14 protein-coding genes and 1 pseudogene are annotated in these 15,837 nt (G+C 58.8%); 11 read left to right on the top strand and 4 right to left on the bottom strand.

What is annotated here, in order from left to right:
• The first annotated feature begins 60 nt into the window (after window positions 1-60).
• The 3 genes from HPY32_RS28370 to HPY32_RS28360 are packed head-to-tail and all read left to right on the top strand — an operon-like array spanning window position 61 to window position 3,354.
• On the top strand, window positions 61-378 hold the full coding sequence (locus tag HPY32_RS28370; RefSeq protein ID WP_067577340.1) for a hypothetical protein: 318 nt from the start codon (window positions 61-63) through the stop codon (window positions 376-378).
• Window positions 378-2,768, top strand: a complete 2,391-nt coding sequence (locus HPY32_RS28365) for a TPR repeat domain-containing protein (RefSeq protein ID WP_067577338.1) — start codon at window positions 378-380, stop codon at window positions 2,766-2,768. Before HPY32_RS28370 ends, HPY32_RS28365 begins: the two co-directional genes overlap by 1 nt.
• A 1-nt stretch (window position 2,769) precedes the next feature.
• Window positions 2,770-3,354, top strand: a complete 585-nt coding sequence (locus tag HPY32_RS28360) for a DUF3558 family protein (RefSeq protein ID WP_171983086.1) — start codon at window positions 2,770-2,772, stop codon at window positions 3,352-3,354.
• A gap of 183 nt (window positions 3,355-3,537) precedes the next feature.
• On the opposite strand, the gene HPY32_RS28355 is transcribed toward HPY32_RS28360, so the two are convergent.
• From HPY32_RS28355 to HPY32_RS28340, 4 genes and pseudogenes are all read right to left on the bottom strand, one after another.
• Complete coding sequence (locus tag HPY32_RS28355) at window positions 3,538-3,954, bottom strand: transposase (RefSeq protein ID WP_231951267.1); 417 nt, start codon at window positions 3,952-3,954, stop codon at window positions 3,538-3,540.
• A 96-nt stretch (window positions 3,955-4,050) separates the two neighbouring features.
• Window positions 4,051-4,625 (bottom strand): annotated as a pseudogene (locus tag HPY32_RS28350) (IS1634 family transposase); the annotation flags it as partial.
• A gap of 6 nt (window positions 4,626-4,631) precedes the next feature.
• Window positions 4,632-5,741, bottom strand: coding sequence for a DNA glycosylase AlkZ-like family protein (locus HPY32_RS28345; RefSeq protein ID WP_067577336.1), 1,110 nt, complete (start codon window positions 5,739-5,741; stop codon window positions 4,632-4,634).
• Window positions 5,742-6,263, bottom strand: coding sequence for a CGNR zinc finger domain-containing protein (locus HPY32_RS28340; RefSeq protein ID WP_171983085.1), 522 nt, complete (start codon window positions 6,261-6,263; stop codon window positions 5,742-5,744). It abuts the gene before it with no gap.
• Window positions 6,264-6,377: 114 nt separating this feature from the next.
• Here HPY32_RS28340 and HPY32_RS28335 point away from each other — a divergent pair, with 114 nt between their 5' ends.
• From HPY32_RS28335 to HPY32_RS28300, 8 genes are all read left to right on the top strand, one after another.
• Window positions 6,378-7,625, top strand: coding sequence for an MFS transporter (locus HPY32_RS28335; RefSeq protein WP_067577332.1), 1,248 nt, complete (start codon window positions 6,378-6,380; stop codon window positions 7,623-7,625).
• Window positions 7,626-7,804: 179 nt separating this feature from the next.
• Window positions 7,805-8,872: a helix-turn-helix domain-containing protein gene (locus HPY32_RS28330; protein ID WP_156673785.1), complete on the top strand. Its 1,068-nt coding sequence runs from the start codon at window positions 7,805-7,807 to the stop codon at window positions 8,870-8,872.
• Complete coding sequence (locus tag HPY32_RS28325) at window positions 8,872-9,639, top strand: class I SAM-dependent methyltransferase (protein WP_082870469.1); 768 nt, start codon at window positions 8,872-8,874, stop codon at window positions 9,637-9,639. Before HPY32_RS28330 ends, HPY32_RS28325 begins: the two co-directional genes overlap by 1 nt.
• A 275-nt stretch (window positions 9,640-9,914) precedes the next feature.
• Complete coding sequence (locus tag HPY32_RS28320) at window positions 9,915-11,327, top strand: FAD-binding oxidoreductase (RefSeq protein ID WP_197696312.1); 1,413 nt, start codon at window positions 9,915-9,917, stop codon at window positions 11,325-11,327.
• Window positions 11,327-12,382 carry an amino acid--tRNA ligase-related protein gene (locus tag HPY32_RS28315; protein ID WP_067577330.1) on the top strand — a complete coding sequence of 352 codons (1,056 nt, stop codon included), beginning with the start codon at window positions 11,327-11,329 and terminating at the stop codon, window positions 12,380-12,382. The genes HPY32_RS28320 and HPY32_RS28315 overlap by 1 nt, the downstream gene beginning before the upstream one ends.
• A gap of 83 nt (window positions 12,383-12,465) precedes the next feature.
• The gene (locus tag HPY32_RS28310) at window positions 12,466-13,782 is read left to right on the top strand and encodes a peptide ligase PGM1-related protein (protein WP_156673784.1); all 1,317 of its coding nucleotides are present in this window, start codon (window positions 12,466-12,468) and stop codon (window positions 13,780-13,782) included.
• Between the two features lie 57 nt (window positions 13,783-13,839).
• The gene (locus tag HPY32_RS28305; RefSeq protein ID WP_067577326.1) at window positions 13,840-14,769 is read left to right on the top strand and encodes an ATP-grasp domain-containing protein; all 930 of its coding nucleotides are present in this window, start codon (window positions 13,840-13,842) and stop codon (window positions 14,767-14,769) included.
• Between the two features lie 84 nt (window positions 14,770-14,853).
• Complete coding sequence (locus HPY32_RS28300) at window positions 14,854-15,837, top strand: ketoacyl-ACP synthase III (protein ID WP_082870468.1); 984 nt, start codon at window positions 14,854-14,856, stop codon at window positions 15,835-15,837.

Below are 15,837 nucleotides of genomic sequence, written 5' to 3'. Positions count from 1 at the left end.
TAGTTGCGTGATCTAATGACCTGCGCGACGCATGACACGACACTGATGGGGGTTTAGCCGATGGAGCCACTGCTACAGGTCGACATCGACCAGCTACACAATCTCGCCGGGGTACTGGCTGGGGCGGGGATGAATATCACCAAGGTCAACGTCACGGCCGCGGCCACGGGGATCGCGGAGGCGCTGCCGGGCAGCGGCCTAGACGGTGTTTGCACCCAAGCCGGTCAGTTCGTCGACGGCGCCTATCAGCGGGTTGCGAAGAAGTTGTCCGACGTGTCGGGGAAGATCGAGACCTCGTCCCAGTGGTATCTGGAGACCGAGGAGACATTCGCTGCCGCGATGCGTAAGTTCGACGTCCACCACGCGGGAGGGCAGTAATGGTCGCCCCCGGATCAACATCGCTGCTGCGGTCGAACGTGGAGAAGTGGCGAGTCCCGGCGCTGACCGACCTCGCTGCCGCACTGGCCAAGGCCAACAACGAGACCTTCGGGGTGAATATCGAGCAGCCGAAGAAGCACTTCGCCGACCTGGGCACCTCCTGGCAGGGCGCGGCCTATAACGCTGCCTACGATCGTGTCGGTCAGGACCACGACCAGGCCCGCAAGGTGTGGGCCTATGTCGACGACCTGGTCACCGCGATCCGCAACGCCGCCGCCGATATCGACTCGCATCGCACCGTGCTGCTGACCAAGGTCAACGACGCCCGCAGTCATGGTCTGACGGTCGCCGATAATTGGGTGATCCCCGACAAAGACGGCGTTCCTGTCGACACCATCAATGCCCTCCAAGACGCCATCAACCTGGCGTTCTACCCGTTTCGAGACGCGGTCGCCAACACGGCCACCAAGATCAGCGAAGCAGCCGAACTCGTCCGCACGGCTGGCGACCTGTTCGGCTCCGACCTCGACGTCACCGACGCACCCAGCCAGGGCGGGCGCACCGGCGCCGAAGACGGCAAGGAAGCGGCCGAGGCAGCCAAGAACGGCGACCCCGCCAAACTCGACGAGGTCGCCGCCCACCTTCCCACCCACGTCCTGACACCGGAACAGATGCAGGCGCTGTCGGAGGGCAAGGATGTCCCGACTTTGCCCGCTGAGGTGCAGGACTATTACAAGGAGTTTTTCAAGAACGCTGGCAAGGACGGCGTGCTCGCGCTACAGGATCATCTGCAGCAGGAAGCCACGGCGACCCCGGACCATCCCGCCAGCACGGTCGCTGCCGCGCAGCAGAGGGCGCTGGCCGACGGGATGATGACCATCACCGACGAGCACGTCGGCACAGGTATCGGTCCCAATGGCAAACTCTCCTCACCCGGCGCGTATACCAACCTCCCGCCCGACATCCGTCAGCTCATCTCGGGACGCGAACAGGAATACGTCGGCGACAAGAGCGGACCCGGCGACACAGTTCGCCGTATGCAGGACCGAATGAAGCTGGCGAATCTGCTGGGGAACGCCGATCCGAATATGACCGGTGGCACCACATTCAGCACCGAACTCGGCCGTCAAGCCCAGAGCATGGCGCAGTATCTCGACAGCAGCGGTGGCAGACCCATCGGGTTCACCGACGAGGAGACCAAGTCGCTCAACGACGCGGCCACGAAATTCCTGAACACCGCGACCCGGAATCACGAAGCCGATTATCAGCTGCTTACCGGGCACGGCCTCGATGGTCAGAAGATCCCTGCCGACCTATCGTTCGGAGCGAACGGAAATCAATACAGGTCACCGGGTGACTACGACCCGCAGAAGTTCGCCGACACGGTGTTCCGCAATCACACCTGGCCAGACCAGGGCAAGGCTGCTTCCAACCTGTTCGAGTGGGCTGGACAACATACACACGATCCGGGCGCCCAACTGCCGGGGACCGAGGGAAATCGAGCGCGCGAGGTCGTCGCGAAATTGCCACAGCTCTTGGCTCCCCACCATGGAGACAGTTTGGACATGGGGCCCGGCAACAAGTCCTTGGTCCAGTCGACGACGGACTCTTTCAACAAGAACCCCGAGTTCGCAAACAGTCTTTCACGGGTAATCACCGGAAATTTAGATTCCTTTGCCGATCAAGGAACTACGCTGATGCGGCACGATCCGAACATTCCTGTCGAGATGCAGCTGAGGGATAGTCAGCGCTTGCTCTTCCTGGCGAATCAAACCGAGGAAGGCCGCCAGACCCTCGAAACCGCCCGGCAATCGTATGACAATGCAGTTGCGTATCAACTGGCCAACAATCAAATAGCACCGGAATCGCAAGTCGATACCATTCGAAAGCTAGCCACACTCGACGCCCATATCACCGATTCTCGGTACAATGCCTTGACATATCAACACGGCAACGATATTGCTCAGCAGAACGATCAGGCGCTGAAGTCTTACAATCAAACCAAAGATATCTCGGACGTGGCCAAGAAGATCGTTGACGCAGTCCCCGTCCCGGGCGGGCCGGTCGGAACGACGGTGAAAAACATTGCCGAGGATCAGGCATACAAAGCAATAATGAACGGCGTCAACCCTCCTCCGACACCTCACTTACTGCAATTCCCCTATGCCGACGAGGTTCAAAAGTCGGGGAACGATGAATTCGGCACTCGCCTTCAGACGTTCCTCGACTACAGTGCCAACCGTCCGCCGCAGCAAACGTTGAACAGCTACTATACTCAGTACCAGGACAATTACGACAGCACCATCGATTCCACCCTGGTCAAGAACAGCTCGGACCTGGAGCAACTAGCTACAGGCGGTCAGCAAGCGCCTAAGAAGCCTGGGAGCTGATGTGACGAGGCATCAAACGTACGGCACGGCCGCGAAAGAGCGGACTCTCTGGTTCCAAATTATCTCTGCAGTTCTATTGACCTGCGCCGTGGTATCCGGGTGCAAATCCAACGACAGTGAACCACCCAAGCCGAGAATATCCGATCGGATACCGACATCGTTCGACCCGTGCAGCGATATACCTCCCGATGTGATCACGAGCCAACAGTTGATGCCGGACCCGAAGCGTCAAGCCGAGCGAGACGACGGCGACGGCGTCAAATCGTCGGGATGCGAATACCGCAGGAGTTTCGAACTAACGCAAACACGCGGAACCGGAATCTCGGTCGATGTAACCAACATGACTGTCGACTACTTTTCCGATGTTTATTCGAAGTCTAATTCAGTTGATGGCACCCCAGTCAGGAGACTGACCATCAACAACAGACCAGCTGCAATTCAGGGACCGCGATCCGATAACACCTGCATGATTATCACCGACATCAAAGACGGCGGAGTGCGATTCGACAACGCGGCCCACACGGTCGATCCATGCCAGGTTCTGATCGAGTTCGTTCAGGCGGTTTCCACGCATCTACCTGCATAGCAGGTGGAGCACTATGGACGGAGCGGAAAGTAAGTACAGCTGAAACAAATCTCACGATACCCTTTGTCGAGGACATACGGGTCGCGCGAACGGCGATGTCTCAAGTGTGCTGGTCGCCGAGGGCGAGGTCGGAACGAGAACTGTGCCGACCGGATTCTCCTGCATCCGAACCGGATACGAATCTCACACTATTAACGTGGTCACCGTGACGATGCCGTTGTCGGTCTTACCGTAACGGCCCAGCCACTGCCGACCCACATGCGCGGTCGCCGTGCCGTCCTTGTGGTCCCCGGAATCGTCGATGACCAGCACCCCACCGGCATGCGGGGCGGTCGCCGGATCGGCCACCAGTACCGCCAGCCGCCGCGCCTCGACCAGGTCCGGATCCCACCTCGATTCCGACAGGAACCACTGCAACCGCTGCACCGCGCGATGCTGCGCCCCGACCATCGGCTCGGCGCCGGACAACGCGGTCAACGTCTTGTTCCGCTCCCGCGGGGCCAGCAACCCCGACAGATACTCTTGGAAACCACGCCGCTGAGGCAACACCGAAAACAGATCATCGAACCCAGCCGCGTACCCCTCCAACGGACCAGCCACTGGCGGACACCGACGACGCGCAGTCATCCCCACCACTCCGGATACACGCGAAAACCCTTGCCCCACACCGGCTACCCACAAACCGAGGCCAACAAACTACCGGTAGTAGTGCGCACGTGTGTCGGGGCCGTGGATCTTGCCGAGGACCTGGTGGAGGTCGGCCGGTAGCGGGTCTGCGGCGGTGAGGGTTTGGTCGCCAGGCGCGGATCTCGACGGTTCGGGATCGGCGGGTAGTTTGAACGAATTTCTTTATGCTCCAACCGGTTCGGGTTTCGATTCAGTAGGAGATCGCCAGGGCCGCGAACACGATGGTCAGGTGGGCTTCGATGGATTGCACTTGTGGTGGTAGATCGGCCTGGCCTGCAAATCATATTTTGACATGCGGAAACCGTGCTCCACGTGCCAGAGTTGGTGGTCGGCGTCGATGACGAACCCGGCGCTGGTGTCGGTCATGTTGATGTAGCCTTTGAGCCCGGCCAGGCGCGGGTCTTGGCCTCAAGTGCCCGGTTGATGGACTTGGCGGCGCCTGTGAGCTTGATGAACTGGTTGCGCTTGACCGCGGCTTGCCCGTCAACCCCGCGCTGGCCCTTGGCGATCTGCTGGTCGATGCCACGCAGCATGCGCCGTGCCCGGTCGGCCTGGTACTGGTAGTAGATGACCCGATCCGGGATCGGAGATCACCTGGGTAGCCGGATCGCGCTCACCGACGCTCCCACCATGGTAGCCAGATTTTCCAGTTCGTGTGTGATAGCGGTGCGAAAACGCCTCCCGCTCGGATACCCGTCGATGAAACCCACTCTTGCACTTAGCTTTTGGCTGTCCCTCTCGCACTCCGTCCACCCTACTGCTTTGCCATCGAAGAACAGCGGCAGCGCATAGTAGCCGAATCGGCGCCGGACTGCGGGCGTATATGCCTCAAACACATATCTCCATCCCCAGAGATGTTCAAAGCGCTTGCGATCCCAGACGATGGGATCGAATGGGGCCAAAATCACCGCCTTGTCAGCAGGCCATTGCGCGTCGAGCGCAAACGAGTATGGCCATACGTACTCAACGCCGTCCGCCGATCCGCCAAGCAGCCGCCCGCTCTCAATGAGCTCCGCGATCATCGCTGTGGCGCGGGGTGCGAGGTCGCGCACGATCGGACGTAGTGCGGCACGCAAGCTTCCTAGGGGCACCGGTGCTAGCAGCCGAGCCACTTGCAAGACAGCTCGTTTCAAGCACTCCTCCCGATCTGCGACCGCCTTGGGCGGCACCGCGAGCTCGTAGAGCTTTACGCCTTGTTCGCGGCCAGCGATACGCAAGAGGCGATGTTGATGCAGCTCGTCAAGGGCACGGGTAGTCGCCGACGATGCTCCACCCCAGTCGTTGCGGACAGTACGCGCGCCCAGTGCGTCCCGAACCAAATTCGGGTGGACCGTTCCGTGCTCGGCAACTACCTGCAATACCTGCGCAGCCAAACCCGTCGGAGTGTACTCATCAACGCTTGCCCGCAAACAGTGCACCATGGCGGCCAAGTCCGATGTCATCGCGCCGTACACGTGAAGGGCACCTTCCTCAAGCCCGAGTCGGCCGTAAGCCACCTCCAGGTCGCCCAGGCGGTAGTTCGCGACTCGTTGGTGAAGGATCAGATCTTGAGCCCGCGCGGGACGCCGAATCGGGTCGTATTGCACGAACTGCAGTCGGGTGATGGCCTGCTCCAACGCTAACCTGCCGCCCCACAGCGAGGCGGCCGCCGCCGCAGCCAAACGCGAGACGCCGCCGGATACCGGCTCGAACCTGGCCATCTAACAAGTGCCTTCGGGACGAGGCGGGACGAGGCCGACATCGACCGAGTTTTGCTTGCGCTTGCGATAGCGGGTGGTTTTGGCGATCGAGCCGCACCCTCGTGCCCCAGGACCCGCCTCCATCGCACACCATACTCGGCTATTGTTCTTCGATCGATCGTAGAAGGCCCAACCACAATCCGGGCACGCCCTCAGCCGCCGTAGCGTGCCCTGCACGGATGCCTCGACAAGCAGCCCGACCCCGACCGCCACAGCGTTCGTGGGGTCGCAGGGCGCGATCGTGATCGTTTCGCGGCCGAGTCGCAGCCGTGGAGCGTACTCGATCACCAGGCGATCCATCACCTCGGACTCGCCGTAGGTCACCAAAGTACGCAGAGCATCGCGGAATTCGATGATCGCTTCGAGCTGAGGCGGACACGGCACACTGATGAACGTGGACCGCCACACCTCCGGATCGGAGGCCCACTGGACCAGTTCGTCGCGGATCTCCCGAGTGTCGTTCGGGATGTGCCAGCTGTTCAACAGATTCCGCAGATCATGTATGGCCGTAGGGGTTTCGTTGGCTGGGCCCATTGCTCCTCCCGGTTGTTCACCATCTAACGCTTATGATAGTAAACATAGCAGAGGGAGGTAACTATGACCGGGTACCGATTGCTGTTCTCCGATCCGCGCATCTGGTGGTGGATGGTCGCCACGGTGGGCACACGCCTAGCGGTCTGCACGGTTCCGCTGGGTGCAGTCTTCGCGGCCCGAGATCATGTGAGCTCGTACGCGTGGGGCGCGATTATCGCCGGCGCCTACGCAGCCGGTGAGGCCATCGGCGCTCCCACCATGGGGGCACGCTTCCAACGACATTCGCTGCGACGAGAACTCGCGTGGGTCGCCGTCGCCGAGGCAGTCGCCCTGGTGGGTGTCATCACATGCCTCGCCATCGAGCTTCCGTTAGCTGCCGCACCGCTCGCCGCCGTGGCGGGCGGCATAGCCAGCGGCACGCCGGGTGGGTTGCGCACTCTTGCAATGAATTCCGCCGAGTCCACTGCACGCGAGAGTGCACTAGCGCTGGATTCGATCGTGAGTCAGGCGTGCCAGTTAGCGGGCCCCGCGCTCGCGGCCCTGCTGGCGGTGACATGGACCCCAGACGCTCCCCTACTGATCGTCAGCGGCGGCCTGCTGATAGTCGCAGTGAGCGCCGTCAAACTCCCCCACACTCTCGTTGCTACAGGAGGTGATACGGGCACCACTCATCCAGCCGCCCCGGCGATGTCGACACTCACGGTGATCCGGAAGATTTGGCCGTCTATGGCCACCGTAACGGTCATGCTGATGATCACCTCGGTCCTCGACGTGACGCTGCCCGGGATACTGGAACAGCGAGACGCGTCGCGCGCATGGGCCGGAGTCGCGCTCTCGGGTTTAGCCGCGACCAGCATCGCAGGCAGCTTCGTATACGGGCTACGGCGCTGGCCCGGGCGTCCCCATCAGCACACCTTGGGCCTGGCCACGATATTCGCAGCGATCGTAGTACTCGCCGGGTTAGTGTCGCTGCCGTTACTGACCGTCGCTCTCGTCGTGATTGCCGGTTTGTTTGAGGCACCGGCGAGTACGGCACGCGGGTTAGCTGTCAGCGACGATCTTCCTACCGATGCGTGGCCGGTTGGATTCTCCCTGCTGTATTCTTGCGGTGGCATCGGTTACGCTTTAGCAAGCGCGCTAAGCGCAGTATTTCTCGTGGCTACCAACGCAGTGACGACGCTCACTATCCTCGCAGTCGCCGGATTCTCGGTGGTACTAGCAACCGGATGGGCGGAACATCTCATCTACCGCACCCGTGGACGCACGGCGCCTACCAAGGAACCGGCAACGGTTCAGAACATTACTGAGTAATCTCATCCTACGGTTGGATAAGCACTCTGTGCAATTATCCAGATAACCCCATCACATGAGGAGCCGATTCGGGAGATCTGCGAATCATCTTTCCACGCCGAAGTAACTCGGTTATGATCCGCTCGACGGTGTACGCCATCAGGAACGTACACTCATTCGAGGGGATCAGGGGGATCGACGTGGACTCGAAAACATTGGCCGACATAGCCGGGGACAAAGGAATGACGATTGCTGATGTGGCGTTTCTAGCTGGAATCGAAGAAAGTACAGTCAGTCGGTTGTGGGTCCAACCTGGTTGGCTAGACAAAGTCAAAGGGCGGACGCTACAAGCAATCATCAGTGTCGTTCCAGGTGTCGCAGAGTCTCTGGCGGATTACGCACTCTTTCGACGTCGGCGTGAACTGATCGGCCAGCTCGCCGATACCGGCATACTGGTTCGAGAAGACGCTTTCCGGCGCCTGGTGACGAAAGAAAGCATACCCGAGCAATGGATCAGCAGCGCACTGCAGGGTGCACTCTATGTCATGCAGAGCAACGACCGCGCAGCGGCTGCATGTCTGACACGATTCTGGGGCCATGATCAGGATCGAGCACTCAGCTTCATTTGGACCGCTGACAGGACTCTAGGACTATTCACAGATACCCGTCCGCTCTTGGCGAGATCGTCGGCAATGTCCGCAAGACTGGCCGACCAAGGAAATTCCTTTCACGCTATGGTGGCATACGCAACCTTCGCGCATCATATCGCCAAGGCTACCGGCTATTCGGTAGACAGCATTACCCCGACGACATTGGACCGGCGAACTGTCATGGCCTACCGCAGTGGCGTGATCGGACGAATAATCCAGACTGGAGATGTATACGAGACACAGATTTATACTCGCCATGTACAACAGAACACGCTTTTATCCATGCTCGAAGGCTGGGCATTCCCAACGTTTACTCGAGACGCAGTGGTGACAACCGACTTCTCGGTGCCGCGTTCACTGCTTCTGCGCAACTTCGCACGCTATGTGCTCCGGGAAATGGAAGTCTGCAACGACGCCTATCTCCAGTATCTGATCACCGTCGCGATACCGATCATGTTACAACGTGATTCCACACTCGGGTTACGTTCAGCTGAAATCCAGGAGAAATTGCAAGATCGCATCGATGCCTGCACTTTGAAGGAAACCAGGGTAACAGGATCAGAACTCCTGGATAAGATGTCGACTATTCCGATTTCGATAGGAGCGAGGAAGAATTAATGGAGGCGATGGATGCTTCCCCTGGCCAGAGTTACTACGCCAATTCCGAATACTGGATAGGAATAATCCGAGGGCGGTTGGACAAGTACCGGATCGAACTCACCGATCGGGCTGTGTTGGCGGCAGTCGGCGAATGCGCAAACCGCCGTGTCCTCGATGCCGGCTGCGGCGAAGGATATCTATCACGAATACTACATTCCTACGGTGCACAAGTCGTCGGCATCGACGCGTGCGCCGATCTGATCTGCGCCGCGCGCGACGAGGCGCGCCGCGCAGATCGGGAGATCATCTATCACCTCGGAATAGTAGAAGCGCTTCCCCTGGAAAACCGATCATTCGACTATGTCGTCTGTAACCATTTGGTCAATGACCTGCCGGATCCGGCATCAGCATTCCGTGAATTCGGCCGCGTACTTGAGCCGGGCGGAAAGCTAGTCGTGATGATGTTGCATCCATGTTTCCATTCCATGTCTACGCAGAATACCGAGTCGTTCTGTGATAAGTTTCTCGTAGACGAGTACTTTAGCGCTCGGTCTTTTTCGGAGAGCTTTCTGGTTGCGGGCCGGATATCCCCCGTCCCAGTCAGAGTCTGGATGCGTTCACTTGAGGACTATCTGTCAGCAGTGACCGACGCAGGGTTCACTCTCACCGCCATACAAGAGCCTCGGCCTACACCCGACCAATTCACCACCGACCCCTGGTGGCGTGAGAACTTTCGTCTCCCGACGTTTCTTCAGATAATCGCCGAGCGCACGCACGACTGCTGACCAAGACGCTATTGCTGGCTCCCACGATCGCCCTCGCTCGTACAACCAAGCGGGGGCGATCGTCGTCTTTGCCAGCACGTAATGCGCAACCAAAAGTACTGACACGCGGTCACATACTCTACGCATTTGTCAAGGTGGCCTGCGTACATTCGCGCCACTTGCTCGTAGCACGCCACCCCTTGAATTGCCAGTTTCCGGCCTGCGATCCTAGAGTAGTCCGGCTCGGAGGGGTACCGAGGGAGGACACACCTCGACGACAAGGGGACTTCGTCAAAATGCAAAGTGTTTTTACTCGAAACGCAGACCTCCTGAGATTGCATAAATGTTTCAAAGGCCAACTCCTGTCTCCGAAGGATTTCGCCTACAACGAGCACCGTCGCATCTGGAACGGTACATTTGATCGCCGACCGACCTTTATCGCTCGGTGTATCGACGCGGCCGATGTCAGTACAATACTTCGGTACGCCGCGGATACCGACCATCGCGTGACAGTGCGAGGGGGTGGTCATAATGTCGCGGGCACCTCCATCGCCGACGACGCCATTCTCATTGATCTGTCCTTGATGCGGGCGGTCACAGTGGATGCCGATCACCGGACAGCGATCGCTGAGGGTGGCTGCCTACTCCGTGATCTCGACGCGGCGACGACCGTCTACGGCCTCGCTTGCCCGGCCGGTGTGGTATCGCATACCGGCCTCGGTGGTCTCGCGCTCGGCGGCGGGTACGGATGGCTCGCACGGAAATGGGGACTGACCTGCGATCACATTCTGGGCGCGGAGGTTGTCCTGGGTGATGGGACGATTGTGGAGACGACCCAAACAAACGAGCCGGACCTACTCTGGGCACTACGCGGTGGCGGCGGCAACTTCGGCGTCGTCACAAAATTCAAACTCAGGCTGCGCCCAGTCAGCGATATGTACCTGCGTCGATTCCTCTTCCCGGTGAACGACGCGGTCGCCGCCATTGCGGCCTATCAGAAATTCGCACCGGAGCAACCGAGAGATCTGCACGTCGTTGCAACACTCAAGTCTTCCGGAAACGACAATTGGATACCGTCCGAGCTGTACGGCAGGCCCGCACTATTTCTGAACGCCCTCTGGCTCGGCAACCCAGAAGCAGGGCGGTCTGCAACCGAAGCACTAGTCATGACATCTCAGCCAGTGTCAACCACGGAATCGATCATACCGTATCTCACTCTACAGCAGTTGGGTGACGCCTCCGAACCGGCCGGCAATCGCTACTACACGAAATCGTGCTATCTGAGCGAACTTTCGGAGGATGTCGCGACGCAATTAGTAGTAGCCGCTCGAGAGAACCCGTCGCAGCGGTCGACTATCGACTTCGAGTATCTGCGCGGCGCCATTAATGAAACCGGCTCCGAAACATCGGCCTTCCCGAACCGGGATGCTCCCTATATTTGTACTGCATCGGCACAGTGGCTCGACAGCGCGGCCGACGTAGAGAATACAGACTGGGCTCGTGGCACAATCACGCGAATTAGCGGCCACCATTACCGCGGAGTATACATCAACTATATCCAAGATGAGACCGCTCCGGCAGCCGTGTACGAACCGCAGCAGTATCACCGACTCGCGGCCCTGAAATCACGATACGACAGTTCAAACATCTTCAGAAGCAATCAAAACATCAGCCCGCAGAGACTGAGTCAGAGAAACGGAGACCGATAATGACACTGTTCATAGATACCTCCGCCAGGATTTCCCCTCCACATACCTGGGATAACACCCCGGGCGCTTTCACCACAGCACTGCGTTCTCCATGGTACGTCGTGATCGCAGATCTACAGGATATTATTATGCGGGCGACCACCGAGTACGCAAATGCATACGGACTGAAGGCGCTCTATCTGCCGCTTACGACGCGTACGATCACCTGCCCAACTGGGCTTGGCAGCGATTCGCAGCCCGTGCCGGTCACGGTCAACGGGGTGAGTACATACCTACCCGACTCGATGCAGTTCTCGCTCGAATACGGGTGCCGACTTGCGGCGAAGGGGTGCTACAATGTTATGCCCTCATTCCGCGGAGAGGACCCCGACGAAACCCACCTGAACCAGTACATACACAGCGAGGCAGAAATCGCTGGCGGATTGGATAATCTCATCGACTACGTCGAGGGATATGTTCGCCACCTGGCCCAGGCAATACTGTCGGACTACGGCCGTGAATTGTCGGACGCCATCAAGGATATTTCTCATATCGATCGGATGGCCAACAGCGCTGGCCACTTCCCGCGATTGACCTTCGATGACGCGGTGCACCTGCTCCGCACCGAATCGGGGTGCATCCGTGACGAAGGCAACTGGCGGACACTGACTCGCCGCGGTGAGCGCCTACTGATGAAGAGAGTGCATGAATTCCTCTGGGTGACACACTTCGATCATCTCTCGGTGCCCTTTTACCAGGCATTCGGCGACGATTCGCAACGATCCGCCGCGTGTGCGGATATGTTCTTCGGTATGGGTGAGGTCATAGGATCTGGCGAGCGACATTGTACTGGTGACGAGGTACGCCATGCCCTCGATGTGCATGCTGTCCCTGAGCGAGACTATGCCTGGTACGTCCGGATGAAGGACGAGTTCCCAATGCAGACTGCGGGTTTCGGCATGGGCATCGAGCGGTTCCTGATGTGGGTTCTGGATCATGGTGATATTCGGGATATTCCACTGGTTTCGCGAATCGATGAGGAACATTCGTGGCCTACGAGTGTCGAGCGTCCTTAAAGGGATTGACAATCCGTATCGAAATCATAGATCCGGGATAAAACATGCCGAAAATTATTCTTGCCAACCCCAACAGTAGATCCATGACGGCGCGGCCTCAGGATATCCCAGAGGACGTCGTACCATTTTATGATGCTATCGCTGACCGACTTCTATGGATGTTGGATGAGGGCGATGCTGCGGTCGTCCCCGGTCCCGTGAAAGAAGAATTCGTCGCCTACCTGTGCGACGTCTTAGGCGTCCCGGCCGAGACGATCTCCGTGAGTAGTCTGCGAGCCAACGGTGTTGCCGATTGGTATCCGGGGCACCATACGGATCTCATCACGAATCTTCGCAAAGTAATCGATGGCAACCGATCCGCCGAATGGACCGTCGAATGTTATATACGCGACCGCGAGATAATCGCCTGGGAAACCGAGCTGAGCGCACGCGGCCGCGCAGCGAGCACCTTTGCCCAAGGCATCGCCGAGTTAATGAATACGAAATCTGTGTTCAGAAATCTTGCGCAAGCAGCAGGAGCACCGATCGCCGAGGGGCGCGTCGCTACTCGGGGGGACGAGCTGATCGACGCAGTCATCGATCTGCTGGCCAAGACTGGCGCTGTGATCGTGAAGCAGGACCAAAACTCGGGTGGTGACGGAAACGCGCTCATTACTACCGACAAGAGCATTCCGAGTATCGGAGCGTACCGGTCGTTACGGATTACTAGATCCGATAGTGCAGCCGTGCGATCCGCGCTGGCCGAGGCGGGACTGCACGAGGAGGTCGAAGTACCGTCCGGATGTTGTCCTGCAAAGTATGTCGTCGAAGTTTATCATCCGCGGTCACGCACTTTTTATGTGGAACTGCATATTCCAGAGCATTCTGCGCCGTATTTGCTGAATTACGGTGACATGCGAATGAGTCCGCTGTGGTCGGGCTTCGAAATTCCCGCTCAGGGCCTGCCGGCAGCACAACACGCTAGGCTGTGCGCCGATGCGCAGCAGTTGGCCGTTTTGGCGCAGCGCGTCGGATACCACGGCCTGATAAATTGCGACGCGATCATCGATCAGCACGGCGAGATTCTATTCACCGAGTTCAACGGACGCGCTGGGGGGTGTACTCACATCGATATCATCGCGCGCAGACTCTTAGGCGAGGACTATCTTCGGAATTACGTGCTGCTCACTCAGAATGCCGTCAAATCCCCAGCTTTTTCAAAGCTATTGACACTGCTCGCCGATGCGTCGCTGCTCTTCTGCAGGGACCGCAGAGCAGGAATCATCGTGGCGCAGGACAATACCGCTGTCACCGGAACAATCGAATATATCGCGATCGGGCGCGACCACGATGAAGCACTCGACTACGAGCATAGGCTGCAAGTCGCACTAGACAACGCCAACAAACTCGTCACGGTGTAATGCCCCTTATTCAGCCTCGGCGACCGCGCGCGGTCGACCGAATCCGATTGGAGATCAATGCGTATTGGTATTCTCGGGTACGAACATGACGAGTACGAGTCGGTGGATCTGGAACAAACCGGCCGCGACCTCGGCTACGACACAACCCTGTTCAGTCTGGACGACATCAACTGCCGCAGTAACGGCGGCGATATCGATCCGTACATCGGTCCGGAGCCAGTATCAGCGTTCGACGTGATCATCTCGCGTGCGCAGATCCGATCCGACCATACGCAGCTCGATTACGAGCGGTATGCACTCCTGTCTCGGGTTCCAGGAGTCACCGTTCTGGATCCGGCCGACGTCTATCTAACAGCGGAGAGTAAATTTCTGGGGTTGCGCCGCATGGCGATAGCGGGGCTGCCGATTGCGCCCACCCGCTCGTGCGGCAGTCTCGCGGATGTGGCCGCGGCGTTAGCCGACTGGGGCCACGTCGTACTGAAGCCATCATTCGGTCTGGGCGGCGAGGATGTCGAACGGATCAACACTCTCGACGATGAGGGTCGAGCACTCGCTGAGACACTACTGCAAAAATATCAGGCCCTCGTCTGCCAGCCCTACTTTCCGCACCCCGAGGGCGACATCCGGGTCACCATAGTCGGTGAGACCGCCCCGCTCACCTGTGCTCGCATTCCGGCGACGTCGAACTGGAAGGCGAACATTAACATGGGTGCTTCAGCCCGCCTGGTGCCGGCTGATCCGGAACTGGTGGAGATCAGCATCCGAGCGGCCCGTGTCATGGGCGTGACCGTCGCGGGACTGGATTTCATTCCAACGAAGGATGGTTATCGGATTGTTGAATTTAACAATACACCGGGTTGGTATTTCGTAGGTAAGGACGAGCAGCGACGTGTCACCGAGGCCATATTCGACGTAGCGAAAGCTACTTACGAATCTAAACGCATGTACCCTTATCAGAGCGAGTTCACCCCTCACCAGTTAATTTAACCGAGCCCGAGCGAGCGCGGACCGCCCGCGCGGTGTCAGCGCGGCGGTCCACATCTTCGGCCTATACCTACTTGCGAGAAACTCATGGGAATCGGAATTATTGGCATAGGCGAGTACTCGCCGAGAGTACCCATAGGCAACGACCAGATAAGTCGATGGGCGAGCGTAGATCAGAATTGGATTGTGGAGCGAACTGGAATCAATAACCGTTACTACGCCAAGACAGACCAGGCGACATCGGATTTGGCCGCAGCAGCAGTCCGCGATGCTGTTGCCGCTTCGACAGTGTCATCGTCTGAAATCGGGTTCCTGGTTGTCGCCACCAGCGCCCCAGATCAGCCGCTGCCAGCGACTGCGGTGCACGTGCAACGAAAAGCGGGACTGAGTCAGTGCCCCGCTTTCGATATCAATGCCGTGTGTTGCGGGTTTATCTATGGACTGGTGCTGGCCGCCAACCATCTTGCGATCGATCCTCGCTGTCACGCGGCGATCTGTGTGGGGGCGGATGTGTATTCGCGAATAATGGATCGCCGTGACCGTCGAACCGTCTCATTATTCGGCGATGGAGCCGGTGCGGTCGTACTGTCAGCCGTTCCGGATAGTTTCGGGATAATCGGTTACGCACTGTCGGCCGACGGTGCAACAGCGGATTACGTCGAAGTCCCGGCGGGTGGTTCCGCGCTACCTTGTAGTGCGGCCACCCTGTGCAATGGCGACGACCGCTTCCGGATGCAGGGCGGGAAAGTCCTTGAGTATGCGTCGGCGACGTTGCCGAAGGCGGTGAATGAGGCCGCGGATATAGCCGGAGTCCGGCTCGGCGATATCGATCGGGTGATCATCCATCAGGGCAATGTGCGTATGGTGGAACGAATCGGTTCTCAACTAGGTATCGATCGCGATCGGATAGCGTTCAGCGGCGATAGGATTGGGAATACCGCAGCTGCATCCGTTCCAATGACGCTCTTCCGAAGTCATGGTACAACGCCGTTGCATCGCGGCGATCTAGTCCTGCTGGCGGCGATAGGAGGCGGAATGACGACAGGGGCTGTAGTAATGAGGTGGTACTAG

Origin of the sequence: Nocardia terpenica, assembly GCF_013186535.1 — a bacterium.
GTDB lineage: Bacteria > Actinomycetota > Actinomycetes > Mycobacteriales > Mycobacteriaceae > Nocardia > Nocardia terpenica.
This window is presented reverse-complemented; position numbering and strand designations above follow the sequence as displayed.